The organism is Bacillus cereus group sp. N31 (assembly GCF_016483245.1).
Lineage (GTDB): Bacteria > Bacillota > Bacilli > Bacillales > Bacillaceae_G > Bacillus_A > Bacillus_A toyonensis.
The window spans coordinates 20495-38500 of record NZ_JAEHCH010000001.1; the positions used below are offsets into that span (position 1 = coordinate 20495).

Consider the following 18006-nt stretch of genomic DNA (forward strand, 5'->3'; position numbering starts at 1 on the left):
AGGGGTATGTATTTATTTACATACAATTATTTTTTCGTTATGAGGTCATTCTCACTTTCTTTCCTGTTGTTGTCCACTTACCGCGGCAAGGGCTATACACGAGTTCATTAAACTGCAACACATTTAGATCACGTTGTATCGTTCGCGGTGTGATCCCGAACTCATCTACAAGGTCTTTCGTCGTTACCGTTCCGTTTTCATTGATGTACATATAAATTGATTTAATGCGTGTTAGCATACGAGTAGTTGTAGGTTTCAAGAGAAAACCACTCCTCTACTAGTTTTTTTGACCCCATTCAGGAAAGAAGGTCGTTACTACCATTGTACTCTACATGATAAAATTCATGCTTTAATCTACTTAAATTTTACAAAAGTTTAACAAAATTTCATATAGAAAAATATTGGTAGTTGACATTGTATATATGATCAGTCAACTAACACATAAAATTCTACGTAAAACGCCAAATTCCTGCAAAATTTTTTGAAAAAATAAAAGAAAAACTAATGGGAAATATCTGAAATATTACAATTGTTCGGTATTTGACTTTCGTGTATGGCATAAGGGATTTCGGTTTGCTATGATGAAAGAGATAATATAGCGAAGGATGGATGCGTGATGTCAGCGATTAATTGGACAGAAGAAGTTGCAAAACGAAAAGATGATTTAATTCGTGATACACAACAATTTTTGCAAATTAAAAGTGTGTGGGAAGAAGAGTCGGCGAAAGAGGGCGCACCGTTCGGTGAAGGTGTAGAAAAAGCTTTATCTTTCATGTTACATAAAGGAGAATTAGAAGGTTTTGCTTCTAAAAATTTAGAAGGTTATGCAGGTCATCTTGAAATGGGACAAGGAGAAGAACTAGTAGGTATTCTTTGTCATGTTGATGTTGTACCAGAAGGAGATGGCTGGACGACTCCTGCATATAGTGCAGATATTCGCGAAGGAAAGATTTTTGCACGTGGTGCAATTGATGATAAAGGCCCAACGATGGCAGCTTATTATGCGATGAAAATTGTGAAAGAATTAGGGTTGCCTCTTTCAAAACGCGTTCGTATGATTTTAGGAACAGATGAAGAAAGTAACTGGAAATGTGTAGATCACTACTTTAAAAACGAAGAAATGCCAACAATCGGTTTTGCGCCAGACGCGGACTTTCCAATTATTAATGCAGAAAAAGGAATTTCTGATATACAAGTTGTGCAAAATGGTAGTGAAGAGAAAAAAGGTGTATATGAACTCGTTTCATTTGAGTCAGGCCGCCGTTTAAACATGGTTCCTGATTTTGCAAAAGCGGTTATTACAGGAGAAGATGTAAATGCACTTACAGTAGCATATGAAGAGTATTTACAAACGGCTAAAAAAATAGGGAACTCAACTATAGAAGGAAATACAGTGACGTTGCAAATAGAAGGAATTTCAGCGCACGGATCTACTCCAGAAAAAGGAGAAAATGCAGGTTTACTATTAGCAAACTTCTTAACTACAGTTTCACTTGATGGAAAAGCAAATGCATTTGCGACATTTGCAGCAAAAACATTTACTGGTGATATTTTTGGTGAAAAAGCTACTATTGCTTATAAAGACGAAGTTAGCGGTCCGTTAACAGTGAATGTCGGTCGCCTTTCTTATACGAAAGAAAACGGTGGTAACTTAGGGTTAAACGTACGTTACCCAGTTACGACTAACTTTGAAGAAATGATTGCGAAGTTAAAAGAATACGTTAGTATTCATGGATTTGAAGTAGCGGATTATTCTAACTCTCGTCCGCATCACGTCGATAAAGACCACGTATTAATTCGTACGCTGCAGCGCGTGTATGAAGAACAAACAGGAGAAAAAGCAGAGCTATTAGCAATCGGCGGTGGTACTTACGCCCGTTCATTGAAAGCTGGCGTTGCATTTGGCCCGCTATTCCCTGGAAAAGAAGAACTTGCGCATCAAAAAGATGAGTACATTGAAATTGAAGACTTATTAAAAGCAACAGCAATTTACGCGCAAGCAATTCATGAATTAGCGAAATAAAGGATATATGAATAATGACCGCTCTCTACTTTAGAGGGCGGCTTCTTTTTAACTGAATGAGATAAGAAAGAAAAGCAACAATAAAAAGAAGGAGATGATGTAAATGGAGCCGCATTATTTTGTCGCAATTACTTTACCAAATTATATAAAAGAAGTGCTCTCTAATTATAAAGAGGATATGGAGGAGGAATTACCATTTCGCTCGTGGGTACATAAGGAAGACTATCATATTACCCTTTCCTTTTTAGGGAGTGCGACAGAGGAACAATTAGAAGGAATAAAGAATGGATTACAAACACTTATAGAAAAAAAGGAACTACCTTTCACATTACAAGGATTTTCAACATTTGGCATGGAAGACAGGCCACGTATTTTTTGGGCGAAGGTAAGTGAGAATCATGAGTTGTTTCAGTTACAAAAGCAAGTGCATGCGATTTGTGAAGGGAATGGGTTTTCTTTAGAAACACGTCCGTATCATCCACATATTACTGTTGCTCGTAAATGGATGGGAGAAAGAAAGTTTCATTTGGAAAATATAAAAGAAGTGCCTGAAATATCATTTCAAGCGGATACAATTACTTTATACGAATCTCACGTGAAGGAAACACCGAAATATAAATCGATTGCTGAAATAAAACTACAAAAATAGAATGTATGAAAACGTTTTTTATACAGGTGAATATACTATAGAGAATAATGGAGTTACTGTATAGAGTCTTGCTAATAAGAAAAGCTTTATTATTTGCAGCTCGTATACTCACACAAAGGCCCGATTGGTGGGGGCTAATAATCAGCAGGGGATACCCTGAATTGATTAAAGATTCACTTTATTTTAATTTTGAGAATGATGGTGATTTTTTTATGTTGAAAGTAAAACGTCCATTTGATGCCTATTTAGATGAAATGAATAAAATTACAATTTTGCTCCCACATGCGTATGGAACAAGTCGGACATTTCGTTTGCAAGAAGGAAATAATGTGAAAGATTTACCGATTGCTCATACTATTGCGCTTCCGGATGCAACAAAGTATGAGTGCTTTATAGAAGAGTCACTAGATGTGGGGAAGTATTATACAGTACGAGATGAACGGAACGAAGAAACGGATTTACAAATAGGCGCTGTTATTCGAACGGCAATTTTTGATGAGAAGTATTATTACGAAGGCACAGATCTAGGTGCTGTATACAAAAAAGAAGCAACAACATTTAAAGTGTGGGCTCCAACTGCGAGGCTTGCAAAAGTAAGATTTTATAAAAGTGATAAAGAATATACCGATTATGACATGCATAGAGAAGAAAATGGTGTTTGGGTTCATGCATTACAAGGGGATCATGATGGGGCTCGATATACCTTCCTCGTCTGTATTAATTTAATATGGAATGAAGCGGTGGATCCATACACAAAGTCAACGACTGCAAATGGGAAATACGGTGTTGTTATCGATTTGGAAAAGACGAATGTAACGAGACGAGAGGAATTACCACCATTACAGTCAATGACAGATGCTATATTGTATGAACTGCATATTCGTGATGCGACTATTCACCCAAATAGTGGAGTGAATAAAAAAGGAACATATAGAGGGTTGATGGAAGAGGGAACGACGGGACGGAATGGGACGTTAACAGGATTGTCTCATATAAAAGATTTAGGTGTTACACATGTTGAATTATTACCGTTATCTTGTTTCGGTGGTGTAGATGAGGCAAATCCTTCCGGCGCATATAATTGGGGTTACAATCCATTATATTACAATACGCCAACGGGGTTTTATGCTACAAACCTTGCTGATCCGTATAACAGGATAGTAGAGTGTAAGCAATTGATTGAAACATTTCATGAGAACGGTATCCGAGTAGTTATAGATGTTGTATATAATCACGTTTATGAAAGAGAACTATCATCATTTGAAAAGCTTGTTCCAGGTTATTATTTTCGCCATGGCGAAGATGGTATGCCTTCTAATGGGACGGGAGTTGGAAATGATATAGCGTCTGAACGAAAAATGATGAGGAAATTCATTATAGAGTCTATTTTATATTGGCTGACGGAATACAATGTTGATGGATTCCGATTCGACTTAATGGGGATTTTAGATGTTGATACAATGAACATAATAGAAAAAGAAGTGCGAAACATAAAGCGAGACGCATTGTTATTAGGAGAAGGATGGGATTTACAAACACCGCTTCCTCTTGAGGAAAAAGCAACGTTAAATAATGCAAGAAAAATGCCACATATCGCGCAGTTTAATGATCAATTTCGTGATGGAATAAAAGGTAGCACATTTAATGTAAATAAACGTGGTTTTGCGTTTGGTGGGCATGTAGACTGTCAGCATTTACAGTATATAGCATCAGGTAGTCTTTTAAGTGTGAAAGAAACAGGATTATTTCTAGAACCAGTACAAAGTATTAACTATGTAGAATGTCATGACAACATGACGATGTGGGATAAACTAGTGCACAGTAATGAAGAACCGGAAGAGATTTTGAAAAAACGGCACCTTCTAGCAAGCGCAATAGTTATTCTTTCGCAAGGAATTCCTTTCTTACACGCAGGACAAGAGTTTTATCGTACGAAGAATGGAAATGAAAATAGTTATAATGCAAATGATGAAGTAAATCGATTAGACTGGGATCAAAAAGAGAAAGAGATGGAGACAGTTAACTATATAAAAGGGTTAATTGCGATTCGCAAAGAGCACGGGGCATTCCGATTACAAAACGCAGATCTTATAAAAAAGCATATGACTTTTTTGCAAACATCTACAGAAGTACTTGCATACCACCTAGAGCATGTAGAATTGTTTGGGCCGTGGAAAGAAATTGTCGTTTTATTTAATAGCGGTTTGGAAGCTAAAACGGTGCAGCTTCCAAAAGAAGGAACGTGGCATGTGTTAGTAAACGAAAAGCAAGCGAAAATAGAGCCAATTTCTTCATTTAGAGGAAAGGAACTTCAATTGGCTCCCATTAGCACGTATATATTGACGATAATGTGACAAATCGCTACTTGACGATGAGAATGTAATAAATGTAGAATTGACAAAGGTGACGATTTTGATAAGTTGTCATTCTATGAGTGGTTTTGTAAAATAAAATAGAGAGTTTTTGGCTTATGCCAAGTTTTCTTTTCATTTACAGTAAAATATATATGAATCCACAACATGTGTAGAAATGTTGCGGTTTTTCTTTTCATAACTATAAAAGATAAGGATTTGTTAACGGGTAATGAATATGGAATGGTTGGAACAATTATTAGGAAAAGAGTGGAGTCTTGTACCGGCTGGTGGAGTAACGGGCGATGCATATATTGCGCAAAACGGACAACAGAAGTTATTTTTAAAGCGGAATACATCGCCCTTTTTAGCGGTATTGTCAGCAGAAGGAATTGTTCCAAAATTACTTTGGACAAGAAGGGTAACGAACGGTGATGTGATTTCTGCTCAAAAATGGCTTCCGGGACAGAAGCTAGAGCCAGAGGATATGAAACTAGAACGTGTTGCGAAACTTTTGAAGAAAATACACTCCTCTAAAGCACTTGTGCAGATGATTCAAAGACTTGGGAAGCAGCCGCTTCACGCCCAAGAGTTATTACAACAATTGCAACTTGTTTTAAGGGGAGATATAAGGGTAGATGAAACAATTCAGCAAGGCCTTCAATATTTAACGGATTCATTAAAAAGTATTGAATACAATGAATTCGTTGTATGCCATTGTGATGTAAACCATAACAACTGGATATTGTCGGACGAAGATGAGTTGTTTTTAATTGATTGGGATGGAGCTGTCATTGCTGACCCAGCTCTAGACCTAGGTATGTTATTATACTGGTACATTCCGCGTCATGAATGGAGTGAGTGGCTCGGGTATTATGATATTGAAATGGATGAATCATTGCTTAGGCGTATGAGATGGTATGTAATAGCACAAACGATTTTATCTATTCAATGGCACACAACAAAAAAACAGCAAGCAGAAGCTGAATATTGGCATCAATATTTACAGCAACTACTTGCTTCAGAATAATACTTAAGAAAAATTGTCCATTCCAGCAATCCACTGAGTAAGTTGTTCTTGATTATTGGAAATATGGTTGTCCAAATTAGAGGAAGATTTACCCGATTGACTATAAGAATATACATCGTTTAGCATTGTTTTAGCGTCATTACTTATATTATCGTTTGCGAGTAACGATTGAATGAGGCGCTCTAATTGCTCGCATTCAGAAACTGTCCCGCAGCAATCGCTTTGGTGATTGACTAAAATATCTTTCAGCACTTCTAATTGATGTTGTTGACTAATTGGCATGAACGGATCATCCTTTCGATTGTTTTTCTCTTCTCGGAATGTAAGAGAAAAAGCTACGTCGTCATGGAATGTTTAATGCTGTATGTAGTTTTTATCAAAATGGTACATCTTATACTTGAAAGAAACGGACCGAGTGCTCGTACGTACTTGGTTTTTTGTTTGGTAGATTGATTAAAACAGAAAAAAGGAATCATTCCTTTAAAATAGCTTTGTAAAGAGAGGGAGACATCTATGCGTTTAAGACATAAACCATATGCATTAGATCGAATTAATGAGTATTCACATATCGTAATTGGAAACCCAGAAGAGCGCGCGGGTAATTGGAAAGAAGTATTTGGAAATGAACAACCCATTCACATTGAAGTAGGTACAGGTCGTGGCCGCTTTATGTACGATATGGCAAAAGCAAATCCACATATTAATTATATTGGAATTGAAAAATTTACGAGTGTTGTTGTAGATGCACTTGATAAATTAATTGAAGAAGAATTACCGAACTTAAAGTTAATAAATAAAGATGCTGAAGATTTAACAGTTTTCTTTGCAAAAGGTGAAATTGATCGTGTTTATTTAAACTTCTCAGATCCATGGCCGAAGAATCGTCACACGAAGCGTCGTTTAACGTATAAAACGTTTTTACGCAATTATGAAGAAGTGTTAGTAGAGGGCGGAGAAATTCATTTCAAAACAGATAACCAAGGGTTATTTGAATACTCTCTAATGAGTATGGCTGAGTATGGTATGTTACTAACTTACTTAAGCCTAGATCTTCATAACAGTGATTTTGAAGGTAATATTATGACTGAGTACGAAGAGAAGTTCTCTAGTAAAGGTCATCGTATTTATCGAGTTGAAGCGAAGTATCGCACAGAGCCTATGCAGTAATGCATAGGTTTTTTTATAACTAAAATAATCAGAATTTTATGTTAAAATTAATGTAAAAGGGGGATGTGTGATGGAAGAATTACGAATTGGAGATATAAAAGTGACGTGGTTAAAAGGTGGGAACACACATTTAGATGGTGGGGCAATGTTTGGCGTTGTGCCGAAAGTACTTTGGTCACGAAAATATAAACATAACGATACAAATCATATATATTTACGAACAGATCCGTTACTTTTGCAAACGAAAGATGGAAATATGCTTATTGATTCTGGAATAGGAAACGGTAAATTGAATGAGAAAATGAAGAAAAATCAAGGAGTAACGGAAGAGTCATCGGTTTATGAATCTTTAGAAAAACTGGGATTAAAGCCTGAAGATATTCACTACGTCTTAATGACGCACCTTCATTTTGATCATGCATCTGGTTTGACGAAATGGGAAGGGGATCACCTTGTATCGGCGTTTCCGAATGCGAAAGTTTATGTAAGTGAAACAGAATGGAATGAAATGAGGAACCCAAATATTAGATCACGTAATACATATTGGAAGGAAAATTGGGAGCCAATTGCAGATACAGTTGTTACGTTTAGGCAAGAAATAGACATTACGGATGAAATAAAAATGGCACATACGGGCGGTCATAGTGATGGGCATGCAGTTGTGATTCTTGAAAGTCAGGGGGAAACGATGCTTCATTTAGCGGACCTATTGCCGACGCATGCGCATCAAAATGTATTATGGGTAATGGCTTATGATGATTATCCGATGACATCGATTGAAAATAAGCAAAAGTGGATGAAATATGGTGCTGAAAACAATGCATGGTTTTCATTTTATCATGACGCATATTATCGTGCAGTGAAGTGGAATGAGGAAGGACATATTGTAGAAAAAATTGAGAGAAAAACGAGTATAGAAGCTTAAAAAAAGGAGGTTGTTCCATCATATTTATTGGAGCAGCCTCTTTTTTATTGTCGGGTTTTGTCGGTAAGTCGATATATTTAAACAAACGCTGATATAATTTGAATTGCGCCGATATAATTGGGAAATCGCTGATATAAATCGAGTTGCGCCGATATATTCGGAAAATCGCCGATATAATTTTAATCACTATCCGCAATTTTTCAAAAAAAAGAGGTTCACCTAATGGGAAACCTCTTTTTATGCTGCTATTACCTCTAAAACAGTACCTGTTTTAGCATCAACTAAAAATTCAAATCGTTCTTGTATATCATCTAACATTGTTGTAAGACCGCCGCGATAAACTTCATACGCAACATCATATTTTTCAAATGTCTCTGGAACCATATGTACCCAAGAGCCAGTAATTTCACCTTTATGATTTAATGCTTGTTTCACCATTTTCAATGCTTTTTCTGAAGAAATATGGGATTGTTCTTGTACTTTGTTTGCAACAAAATAACCAGCTGCAAATCCAACGCCAAGACCTGCTACTAAACCTTTCCAGCTCATATATTCACCTCAATTCTATAAAATAAAAATAGTGTACCGATAATAATTATAAAGCAAATGCAGCTAAAAAAGAAGAAACTAGAAACATTTCGAAAATTTCGTTACAATAAAAAAGGTATTCTACTAAGGTTTGAAAGAAGGGGACTTCGTGAATAAAGAGACATTACAATTATTTCGTGCGTTAACAGAATTACAAGGTGCGTCAGGTTTTGAACATGATGTACGCCGTTTTATGAAGCAAGAATTAAGCAAATATGCTGATGAAATTGTGCAAGACGGTTTAGGTAGCGTATTTGGTCTGAAAAAAGGGGACGAAACTGGCCCACGTGTTCTTGTAGCAGGTCATATGGATGAAGTAGGTTTCATGGTTACGCAAATTACGAAAAACGGAATGCTTCGTTTTCAAACGTTAGGCGGCTGGTGGAGCCAAGTGCTATTAGCGCAGCGCGTACAAGTGATGACGAAGAATGGTCCTGTTATAGGGATTGTTGGTTCTATCCCTCCTCATTTATTAAGTGATGCGCAACGTGCAAAAACGATGGATATAAAAAATATGCTAATTGATATAGGTGCAGATAGTTATGAAGATGCGATTGAAATTGGTGTAAAACCAGGACAACAAATCGTGCCAATCTGCCCGTTCACACCGATGGCAAATGAGAAGAAAATTATGGCGAAAGCTTGGGACAACCGTTATGGATGTGGCCTGGCAATCGAGTTATTAAAAGAATTAAAAGATGAAATATTACCGAATACATTATACTCTGGTGCTACTGTACAAGAAGAAGTAGGTCTTCGCGGAGCACAAACAGCTGCTAATATGATTCAACCAGACATTTTCTATGCGCTTGATGCAAGTCCAGCAAACGATGCTTCTGGTGATAAAACGCAGTTCGGTCAATTAGGAAAAGGTGCTCTTCTTCGTATTTACGATCGCACGATGGTAACTCATCGAGGAATGCGCGAATTCATTTTAGATACAGCAGAAACACATAATATTCCGTACCAATACTTTATTTCACAAGGTGGGACAGATGCGGGCCGTGTACATACAAGTAACTCAGGTATCCCATCAGCAGTAATTGGTGTTTGTGCTCGCTACATTCATACGCATGCTTCTATTTTACATGTTGATGATTATGCAGCAGCAAAAGAACTTATTACAAAGCTTGTAAGAACAACGGACAAAACGACGTTAGAAACAATTAAGAATAACGCGTAAAGAGGAAGGGCTGCAGAGCTCTTTCTTTTTTTAGGTAGAAGGGGTTCCTTGGTGGTGTGTGGTAGTGGTTGGCACTTCATTTGTGCTGAAGTGGATATTAGAACAGAATAATGAATTCTTATAGAGGTGAACGAAATGAAGGTAGTAGTTGGATCGAAGAATAAAACGAAGGTTGGGGCTGTGGAGAAGGTATGGAAAGATGCTGAAATTACATCTCTTTCTGTCCCATCGGGAGTATCGGCACAGCCATTTTCAGATAAAGAGACGATGCAAGGAGCAATTAATAGAGCGAAGCGAGCATTGCAAGAAGGAGAAGCTCAAATTGGTATTGGGTTAGAAGGCGGCGTGATGAAAACGGATCACGGTTTATTTATGTGTAACTGGGGCGCACTCGCAACGAGTGACGATAAGATATTCGTTGCCGGAGGAGCACGTATTAAGTTACCAGACGATTTTTTAACGCCTCTTGAAGATGGTAAAGAGTTAAGTGAAGTGATGGAAGAGTTTGTAGAGCGGAAAGATATTCGTAGTCACGAAGGTGCTATCGGTATTTTTACAGACGATTATGTCGATCGAACGGAATTATTTGTACACGTTGTTAAGTTACTCGTTGGGCAATATAAGTATGATAAAAAGCAAGCATAAACCTTGCACCGTGTACGATGTATGGTAGTATAAAGAAAAGATTATAGTGTGAAAAAAGTGCACGCATTAGAGGAGGAAATATAGATGAAATCATTAGAAAGCATGGAACAATTCCAAGAATTAAAAAATGAAGAGAATGTAGTCTTCATGTTCTCAGCAGAATGGTGCCCAGATTGCCGTTTCGTTGATCCATTTATGCCAGAAGTAGAAGAGAAGTATAGTGATTTCTCATTTTACTATGTAGATCGTGATGAGTTTATTGATCTATGCGTAAAATTAGACGTATTTGGCATTCCGAGCTTTGTAGCGTACAATAAAGGTGAAGAAACTGGACGCTATGTAAACAAAGATCGTAAAACACAAGAGCAAATCGAAGAGTTTATTGAAGGTTTAAAATAAAACAATTAGCCAATTGAATTGTAAAAACAACCTCTACCTTCGCGGGGGAGGTTATTTTTTTGGAAGGGAGGAAAAAGAGATGAAAATGACAAGTAAAAAGATGAAAGACGAGTTAATGAAGAAATTATCTCGACCAGAATGGGATTTTCATTATGATAGCGAGAAAGAAGTTCTTCGTATTGAACAAACAAACTCGAAAAAAGGTATTAACGTATCACTTCCAGGAGTAGTAGCGAAATGGGAAGTGAACAAAGAAAAGGCGATTGAAGAGGTTGCTTATTATGTACAAGAAGCGTTAATTGCAATGCATAGAGAAGAAAATAGCACGGCGAAAATTTTACCTGTTATTCGCTCTACTTCTTTCCCAAAACAATCAGAAGAAGGAAATCCGTTTATTATGACGGATCATACGGCGGAAACACGTATTTATTACGCGCTAGATTCTAATAAAACGTATCGCCTAATTGATGAGCGCTTATTACAAAAATTAGAGCTTACAGAGCAGCAAGTGCGCGAAATGGCATTATTTAATGCTCGCTCATTAGGTTATGAATTTAAGCAGGACACAGTAGCGGATAATACATTCTACTTTTTAAACACAAATGATGGGTATGATGCGAGTCGTATTTTAAACGAAACGTTACTACAATCGATGCGTGAAAAGATCTCTGGTGACATGGTTGTTGCTGTTCCTCACCAAGACGTATTAATTATTGCTGATATCGTCAACGAAATCGGTTATGATATTATTGCACAAATGACAATGAAATTTTTTGCCGAAGGGCATGTTCCGATTACATCACTTTCATTCGTTTATGAAGATGGGGACTTTGAACCAATCTTTATTTTAGCGAAGAATCGGAAGAAGACAGATGGAAAAGAGAAAGGATGAACGAAGTGAACGTTTTTTATAACCTTGAAGGAATTGGTGACACTTTAATTGTTGCCTTACAAGATATTACTTTAGAGAACCGTACTTTTGATCGCAAAGGAGATGTTGCACGCGTATACGATCGTGAAAGCAATGTAACAGCAGGATTCAACATCTTTAATGCATCTTCTTACTTAGAAGTAAAAGAAACAGGTAACCTGACATTAACGAAAGAGCTTGTAGAAACAATCAACGAAATTTTAGCGAAGAACGGCTTTGAAGAAAAAGTAGAAGCAGATCTTTCTCCGAAATTTGTTGTAGGTTATGTAGCTGAAAAAGAAAAGCACCCAAATGCTGATAAATTAAACATTTGTACAGTAGAAATCGGTACAGAAACATTACAAATCGTATGTGGTGCACCAAACGTTGATGCAGGACAAAAAATTGTCGTTGCAAAAATCGGCGCTGTTATGCCAAGTGGTATGTTAATTAAGCCAGCTGAGCTTCGCGGTGTTCCTTCTTCTGGAATGATCTGCTCTGCACGTGAATTAGAGCTTCCAGACGCTCCGCAAGAAAAAGGTATTCTTGTATTAGAAGATAGCTTTGAAGTTGGACAAGAGTTTAAATTTTAATTGATAAAAAGAAAAGAGAGGTTGTCCTTTTGGACAGCCTCTCTTTTCTTTTTATCATTCTTTGTCGGTAAGTCGAAATTTCGTATTGAATCGTTGATATATTGAGAGTTGTGATAGATATACTCAAAAAATCGTTAATATGATAAGGGGGTCACCTTTTTTAAAAAAATCTATATTGTATTTTATAAACAATCTAGTTAAAATTTAGAAAAATAGAAGGGGATAAACGTATGAAACAACAACCAAAAATCGCAGAACTTCTAAAACGAATTGAAACTTCAAAACAGCAAGATGTTGAGCTAGGTACTTATGAAATATATGTATTTAGTGAAGATGAACTGGAAAAAGGGCAGATCGGTTATCGATATGATAAACATAAAAATTCATTAATAAGCAATGAAAGTGGAAAATGGCAAGAAGAATGGATTGTTATTGGATATGAAACAGATATGGGTGATCCAGTTTTCGTGAATGTGGATGATGACGCTTATCCAGTCTATACGGCAGAGCGTGGTACAGAAACGTGGCAGCCTGTTTATATTGGAAGTATGGATGAGGTTATAAAACAATTATAAGAAAAACTTTGAGTCCGGTGCAAAGTGATGGGAGAGAAGCATGAAGTATATAAAAATAATGGTCATGACTGCATTCATTGGAATATATATGGGAGGTTGTTCACAAGAACAGTCGAAAAAAGAAACATTATCTTCTACACAAGAAAATAGTAAAGATGATAAGAAAGAAGCACCGGTAGAAAAGCAGCAAGAAAAAAAAGAAGAATCGCAAACAATTCAAACGAATGAACAAGCAGAAACTAAGCGGGAGGAAGTATCGGCCGAGGAAAAGAAAGAGGAAAATACGCCGGTGAAGCCAACTGAGCAACTTATGCAAAATAATGAACAAAAAGTAGAGAGTAATGAAAAACAAGGAAAGTTTCTCGTCGTTATTGATCCAGGGCATCAACAAAAAGCAAATTTAAATTTAGAACCGATTGGACCAGGGGCAACGACGCAAAAATATAAAGTGACAGATGGTACAACGGGTGTTGTGACGAAAAAGAGAGAGGCTGTACTTGTATTAGAAATGTCTTTTTTATTAAAAGAAAAGCTTGAAGCAAAAGGGATACAAGTAGTAATGACGAGAACGTCACAAGATGTTGATATAAGCAATAAAGAACGTGCGACATTCGCAAACGATCATAAGGCAGATTTATTTTTACGCCTTCATGCAGATGGTTCTGAAAATCCAAATCAAAGTGGGTTTGCTGTATTGACGCCAGCAGAAGGAAGTCTCTATACGAAAGAGATTTATGCAGAAAGTCTTCAAATCTCGCAAAAGATAGTAAATAAAATGAGAGAAAACAATCAGGTGAAAGTAAATGGGATTAAATTTAGGGATGACCTTTCTGGATTTAATTGGGCGAAAGTTCCTGGCGTACTATTAGAGCTCGGGTTTATGTCCAATCAGGATGAAGATAAAAAATTATCTGACCCGCAGTATGTAAATTCTTTACTGCAAAGTGTAACAGATAGTGTAGATGAATATCGGAAGAGTAAAGCTTAAAAGCAGTCTTACATGGAAGGCTGCTTTTTTCTATATGAAAACAATCGTAAATTAGAATATTATGGATAAATATGACATGCTTAATTTTACCTGCACTTTTTGCCGAATGCTGATACAATAAAGGATGTTACTATTTAGTAGAAAGAGTGGTAAGCATGTTAGATTGGATGAAAAAGCTGTTTAACAAAGAGGAAGAACAAACAGCGATGAATAAAGAAGCAATGAAACAAATTGAAAGTCAGCCGAAAATTCCTCGTGTAAACCACTACACTGAAGCAAGAGAAGCACAAATGGCAAGCAGAAATGCAGGTAAATGCCGTTTTCCATTAATACCAGATGATGGATTTGATGAGGATGACGTAAGAGAATTACCTCACTTTGAAGAACAACCTGTTCAAAGAGGTATATACGAAGAGCAGCCTACTCAAAGAGGAATAAAAGTGGAGAGAAGTAGACGGCAGTATGTGGAGAATGCAGTTTCTACATACGAAGAGCCGGAAGTGCAATATGAACCGGATCCAGAGCCAGTCGTAAAAAAAGTATCTGTATCGCCGCAAGAAAGTAGCCGTAGACCATTTCGTCCAACAGAAATGATTTCGCCGATTTATGGATATAATCGTCCTTCAGTAGAGAAAAAGGAAGAAAAGCAGGAGGAAGAAAAGGAAAGAGAAGATCTTGAAATATCTGTAGAGGGCAAATCAGTCGTTGATGCATGGTTAGAGAAAAAAGGGTATACATTATCTTATTTCTCAGAAGGAAAAGCACCAACTTCTTCTAGTCATCAAGACGTTGATCAGCAAGGTCAACAGAGTAAAAAGGAAGAAAAGTCAGTTGTTGATCAATGGCTCGAGAAAAACGGTTATGAAATTGAGCGCCAAGAGCCAGTAGTAGAAGAAAAAGAAGTAATTCAAGAAATAAATACACCGCAGGAAGTTTCAGCGGATGAATTACTTCATAAAACGGTAGCTGAGCGTATGGAAGATGCAGAGCAAGAAAAAGATGTAGTGGTGCTAAACGAAAACATTTTACAAGAGGAATTAGTAGATTCCAAAGTAGAGCACGAGGATACAATATTATCAGAAGAAATTAAACGTAATACAGAGATAGAACAACCTATTATGGAAGTAGAAAAGCAAAATCCAGAAGAATCAGTGATTGTCAAAGCAGAAGAAAAGCTTGAAGAAACAATCATTGTGGAAATACCAGAAGAGTTTGGAGAAGTTGCAGAAGTAATGGCGGAAGCAGAAGAAACTGAAGAAGCAAAAGTAGTGGTGGAAGCAGAAGAAACTGAAGAAGCAGAAGTAATGGTGGAAGCAGAAGAAACTGAAGAAGCAGAAGTAGTGGTGGAAGCAGAAGAAACTGAAGAAGCAGAAGTAGTGGAAGAAGCAGAAGTAGTAGAAGAAGCAGAAGAAACTGAAGAAGCAGAAGTAGTGGTGGAAGCAGAAGTAATTGCAGAAACAGAGGGGTCTGAAGTAGAAGCAATTGTAGAACTTGAGGAAACGCAGCAAGAAATGGTATTAGATGAAGCAATTGAACAAAAAAATGAATTCATACATGTTGCTGAGGCTGATGAACAAACGAAGGAAGATGTCCAAAGTTTTGCGAATGTTTTAATTGCAGAAACAGAGGAAAGTAAACTATTTGTAGAAGAAGGGCCAGTCGCTGAAGAACAACCAGTTGTAGAAGAAGGGCCAGTCGTGGTAGAACAACCAGTTGCAGAAGAGCAGTCAGTCGCTGCAGAAGGGCCAGCCGCTAAAGAACAACCAGTTGTAGAAGAAGGGCCAGTCGTGGTAGAACAACCAGTTGTAGAAGAAGGGCCAGTCGCTAAAGAACAACCAATTGTGCAAAAAGAAGAGCCAAAACGTGAGAAAAAGCGTCATGTACCATTTAATGTTGTTATGTTGAAACAAGACAGAACGCGATTAATGGAAAGACATGCGGCTAGAACGAGTGCAATGCAATCTTCTATGAGTGAGCGAGTAGAGAATAAGCCTGTACACCAATTAGAAGAACAACCAACGCAACAAATGGTAGTAGAACCACGAGTGGAAGAACAACCAGCGCAACAAATGGTAGTGGAACCACAAGTGGAAGAGAAACCAATGCAGCAAGTGGTGGTAGAATCACGAGTGGAAGAAACACCAGTGCAGCAAGTGGTAGTAGAACCACAAGTGGAAGAGAAACCAATGCAGCAAGTGGTGGTAGAATCACGAGTGGAAGAAACACCAGTGCAGCAAGTGGTAGTAGAACCACAAGTGGAAGAAAAGCCAATGCAGCAAGTGGTAGTAGAACCACAAGTGGAAGAAAAGCCAATGCAGCAAGTGGTAGTAGAGCCACAAGCGGAAGAACAACCAGTGCAACAAATGGTAGTAGAATCACGAGTGGAAGAAAGACCAGTACAACAAATGATTGCAGGGCAAGTACAAAAGCCAAGTTCAAGTACAGAACCACAAGAGAAAGCATATGTTGTAAATCAAAGAGAGAACGATATGCGAAATGTATTACAAACACCACCAACATATACCGTTCCGCCATTAGCATTATTGTCAATCCCGCAACAGTCAGCGTTAGATAATACGGAATGGTTGGAAGAGCAAAAAGAATTGTTAGATACAACGTTTAATAATTTCCATGTTGGAGCACATGTTATTAATGTATCGCAAGGGCCGGCAGTAACTCGTTTTGAAGTACAGCCAGATCCAGGTGTGAAAGTAAATAAAATTACAAACTTAAGTGATGATATTAAGCTGAGTTTAGCTGCGAAAGATATTCGTATTGAAGCACCAATTCCAGGGAAGAGTGCGATTGGAATTGAAGTTCCAAATAAAGAAAGTAAGCCAGTATTTCTTCGTGAAATTTTAAGAAGTCCTGTGTTTACAAAGAGTGAATCACCACTTACTGTTGCGCTGGGACTTGATATTTCTGGTGATCCAATTGTAACGGATATTCGAAAAATGCCACACGGACTTATTGCGGGTGCAACGGGTTCTGGTAAAAGTGTGTGTATTAACGCAATTTTAACGAGTATTTTATATAAAGCGAAGCCACATGAAGTGAAGTTAATACTAATTGATCCGAAGATGGTTGAGCTTGCACCATATAATTCTGTTCCGCATCTTGTAGCACCTGTTATTACGGATGTAAAAGCAGCTACTGCTGCATTAAAGTGGGCAGTTGAAGAGATGGAACGCCGTTATGAATTGTTCGCGCATGCTGGTGCTCGTGATTTAACGCGTTATAATACGATTGTAAGCGAGCGAGAAATTCCGGGTGAGACATTGCCTTACATTGTTATCGTCATTGACGAGTTAGCTGATTTAATGATGGTGGCACCTGGTGATGTTGAGGAAGCGATTTGTCGTATTGCCCAAAAAGCTCGTGCTTGTGGTATTCACTTATTAGTTGCGACGCAGCGTCCATCGGTAGATGTTATTACAGGTTTAATTAAATCAAATATTCCAACGCGTATAGCGTTTACTGTATCATCTCAAGTTGATTCGCGTACGATTATCGATATTGGTGGCGCGGAAAAATTACTTGGCCGTGGTGATATGTTATTCTTAGGGAACGGTACATCTAAGCCAGTTCGTGTACAAGGTGTATATGTATCGGATGATGAGATTGAAAAAACAGTTGATCATGTGAAAAAGCAAATGAAGCCGAATTACTTATTTAAGCAAGAGGATTTATTAGCAAAATCAGAACAGAGTGAGTCGGAAGATGAACTATTTTTAGATGCATGTCAATTTGTTGTAGAACAAGGGGGAGCGTCCACATCTTCTGTACAGCGAAAATTCCGCATCGGTTATAATCGCGCGGCACGTCTCATTGAAGAGATGGAATCGCAAGGGATTATTTCTGAAGGAAGAGGAACGAAACCGAGAGATGTCCTTATTTCTGAGGATGAATTCGCTGCTATGCAGGAAACAAATATATAGTAAACGGTTTTGCTGTATACTAAGAGAAAATGTTGGATAGTA

At 37.6% G+C, this 18006-nt stretch carries 17 protein-coding genes; 14 read left to right on the forward strand and 3 right to left on the reverse strand.

Translation table 11 applies throughout. The features are described from left to right. Positions 1-37: 37 nt before the first annotated feature. The gene (locus JDS81_RS00120) at positions 38-259 is read right to left on the reverse strand and encodes a DeoR family transcriptional regulator (protein WP_000805512.1); all 222 of its coding nucleotides are present in this window, start codon (positions 257-259) and stop codon (positions 38-40) included. Between the two features lie 357 nt (positions 260-616). Between JDS81_RS00120 and pepV the strand changes: the two genes are divergently transcribed. The 4 genes from pepV to JDS81_RS00140 all read left to right on the forward strand — a co-directional run bounded on the left by pepV (position 617) and on the right by JDS81_RS00140 (position 6053). Further along, complete coding sequence (gene pepV / locus JDS81_RS00125; protein WP_001274243.1) at positions 617-2023, forward strand: dipeptidase PepV; 1407 nt, start codon at positions 617-619, stop codon at positions 2021-2023. Positions 2024-2126: 103 nt separating this feature from the next. Next, a complete protein-coding gene (gene thpR, locus JDS81_RS00130; protein ID WP_097955268.1) occupies positions 2127-2672 on the forward strand; it encodes an RNA 2',3'-cyclic phosphodiesterase in 546 nt (181 codons plus the stop codon). A gap of 212 nt (positions 2673-2884) precedes the next feature. Further along, positions 2885-5026: a type I pullulanase gene (gene pulA / locus JDS81_RS00135; RefSeq protein ID WP_097955267.1), complete on the forward strand. Its 2142-nt coding sequence runs from the start codon at positions 2885-2887 to the stop codon at positions 5024-5026. Between the two features lie 229 nt (positions 5027-5255). Beyond that, a complete protein-coding gene (locus tag JDS81_RS00140) occupies positions 5256-6053 on the forward strand; it encodes a phosphotransferase family protein (protein WP_002039786.1) in 798 nt (265 codons plus the stop codon). A gap of 3 nt (positions 6054-6056) precedes the next feature. Here JDS81_RS00140 and JDS81_RS00145 read toward each other — a convergent pair whose 3' ends face one another. Beyond that, the gene (locus JDS81_RS00145) at positions 6057-6335 is read right to left on the reverse strand and encodes a YtzH-like family protein (RefSeq protein ID WP_001122853.1); all 279 of its coding nucleotides are present in this window, start codon (positions 6333-6335) and stop codon (positions 6057-6059) included. Between the two features lie 231 nt (positions 6336-6566). On the opposite strand from JDS81_RS00145, the gene trmB reads away from it, so the two are divergent. After that, positions 6567-7220 (forward strand): tRNA (guanosine(46)-N7)-methyltransferase TrmB, encoded by a 654-nt coding sequence (gene trmB / locus JDS81_RS00150; protein WP_001239372.1) that lies wholly within the window; start codon positions 6567-6569, stop codon positions 7218-7220. Positions 7221-7290: 70 nt separating this feature from the next. Beyond that, positions 7291-8145, forward strand: a complete 855-nt coding sequence (locus tag JDS81_RS00155; RefSeq protein ID WP_097955265.1) for a YtnP family quorum-quenching lactonase — start codon at positions 7291-7293, stop codon at positions 8143-8145. Positions 8146-8382: 237 nt separating this feature from the next. On the opposite strand, the gene JDS81_RS00160 is transcribed toward JDS81_RS00155, so the two are convergent. Continuing rightward, positions 8383-8694 (reverse strand): PepSY domain-containing protein, encoded by a 312-nt coding sequence (locus JDS81_RS00160; protein ID WP_000118536.1) that lies wholly within the window; start codon positions 8692-8694, stop codon positions 8383-8385. Positions 8695-8842: 148 nt separating this feature from the next. On the opposite strand from JDS81_RS00160, the gene JDS81_RS00165 reads away from it, so the two are divergent. From JDS81_RS00165 to JDS81_RS00200, 8 genes are all read left to right on the forward strand, one after another. Then, a complete protein-coding gene (locus JDS81_RS00165) occupies positions 8843-9916 on the forward strand; it encodes a M42 family metallopeptidase (protein WP_097955264.1) in 1074 nt (357 codons plus the stop codon). 135 nt (positions 9917-10051) lie between these two features. After that, the gene (locus tag JDS81_RS00170) at positions 10052-10561 is read left to right on the forward strand and encodes a DUF84 family protein (RefSeq protein WP_097955262.1); all 510 of its coding nucleotides are present in this window, start codon (positions 10052-10054) and stop codon (positions 10559-10561) included. 84 nt (positions 10562-10645) lie between these two features. Further along, positions 10646-10960, forward strand: a complete 315-nt coding sequence (locus JDS81_RS00175) for a thioredoxin family protein (protein WP_000838192.1) — start codon at positions 10646-10648, stop codon at positions 10958-10960. Positions 10961-11039: 79 nt separating this feature from the next. Beyond that, positions 11040-11852 (forward strand): DUF1444 domain-containing protein, encoded by an 813-nt coding sequence (locus JDS81_RS00180; protein WP_000784599.1) that lies wholly within the window; start codon positions 11040-11042, stop codon positions 11850-11852. Next, positions 11849-12463 carry a YtpR family tRNA-binding protein gene (gene ytpR / locus JDS81_RS00185; protein WP_097955259.1) on the forward strand — a complete coding sequence of 205 codons (615 nt, stop codon included), beginning with the start codon at positions 11849-11851 and terminating at the stop codon, positions 12461-12463. Before JDS81_RS00180 ends, ytpR begins: the two co-directional genes overlap by 4 nt. 230 nt (positions 12464-12693) lie before the next feature. Continuing rightward, positions 12694-13038, forward strand: coding sequence for a hypothetical protein (locus JDS81_RS00190; protein WP_000813346.1), 345 nt, complete (start codon positions 12694-12696; stop codon positions 13036-13038). A gap of 40 nt (positions 13039-13078) precedes the next feature. Beyond that, the gene (locus JDS81_RS00195) at positions 13079-14026 is read left to right on the forward strand and encodes an N-acetylmuramoyl-L-alanine amidase (RefSeq protein ID WP_142312415.1); all 948 of its coding nucleotides are present in this window, start codon (positions 13079-13081) and stop codon (positions 14024-14026) included. Between the two features lie 155 nt (positions 14027-14181). After that, complete coding sequence (locus tag JDS81_RS00200) at positions 14182-17964, forward strand: DNA translocase FtsK (protein ID WP_199688491.1); 3783 nt, start codon at positions 14182-14184, stop codon at positions 17962-17964. Positions 17965-18006: the final 42 nt, after the last annotated feature.

Excerpts from the sequence above, each read along its gene's own strand:
- pulA (WP_097955267.1), top strand. The coding sequence starts at position 2,885 with ATGTTGAAAGTAAAACGTCCATTTGATGCCTATTTAGATGAAATGAAT.
- JDS81_RS00160 (WP_000118536.1), bottom strand. The coding sequence starts at position 8,694 with ATGAGCTGGAAAGGTTTAGTAGCAGGTCTTGGCGTTGGATTTGCAGCT.
- JDS81_RS00175 (WP_000838192.1), top strand. The coding sequence starts at position 10,646 with ATGAAATCATTAGAAAGCATGGAACAATTCCAAGAATTAAAAAATGAA.
- JDS81_RS00170 (WP_097955262.1), top strand. The coding sequence starts at position 10,052 with ATGAAGGTAGTAGTTGGATCGAAGAATAAAACGAAGGTTGGGGCTGTG.
- JDS81_RS00200 (WP_199688491.1), top strand. The coding sequence starts at position 14,182 with ATGTTAGATTGGATGAAAAAGCTGTTTAACAAAGAGGAAGAACAAACA.
- trmB (WP_001239372.1), top strand. The coding sequence starts at position 6,567 with ATGCGTTTAAGACATAAACCATATGCATTAGATCGAATTAATGAGTAT.
- JDS81_RS00145 (WP_001122853.1), bottom strand. The coding sequence starts at position 6,335 with ATGCCAATTAGTCAACAACATCAATTAGAAGTGCTGAAAGATATTTTA.
- ytpR (WP_097955259.1), top strand. The coding sequence starts at position 11,849 with ATGAACGAAGTGAACGTTTTTTATAACCTTGAAGGAATTGGTGACACT.
- thpR (WP_097955268.1), top strand. The coding sequence starts at position 2,127 with ATGGAGCCGCATTATTTTGTCGCAATTACTTTACCAAATTATATAAAA.
- JDS81_RS00190 (WP_000813346.1), top strand. The coding sequence starts at position 12,694 with ATGAAACAACAACCAAAAATCGCAGAACTTCTAAAACGAATTGAAACT.
- JDS81_RS00180 (WP_000784599.1), top strand. The coding sequence starts at position 11,040 with ATGAAAATGACAAGTAAAAAGATGAAAGACGAGTTAATGAAGAAATTA.
- JDS81_RS00195 (WP_142312415.1), top strand. The coding sequence starts at position 13,079 with ATGAAGTATATAAAAATAATGGTCATGACTGCATTCATTGGAATATAT.
- pepV (WP_001274243.1), top strand. The coding sequence starts at position 617 with ATGTCAGCGATTAATTGGACAGAAGAAGTTGCAAAACGAAAAGATGAT.
- JDS81_RS00155 (WP_097955265.1), top strand. The coding sequence starts at position 7,291 with ATGGAAGAATTACGAATTGGAGATATAAAAGTGACGTGGTTAAAAGGT.
- JDS81_RS00140 (WP_002039786.1), top strand. The coding sequence starts at position 5,256 with ATGAATATGGAATGGTTGGAACAATTATTAGGAAAAGAGTGGAGTCTT.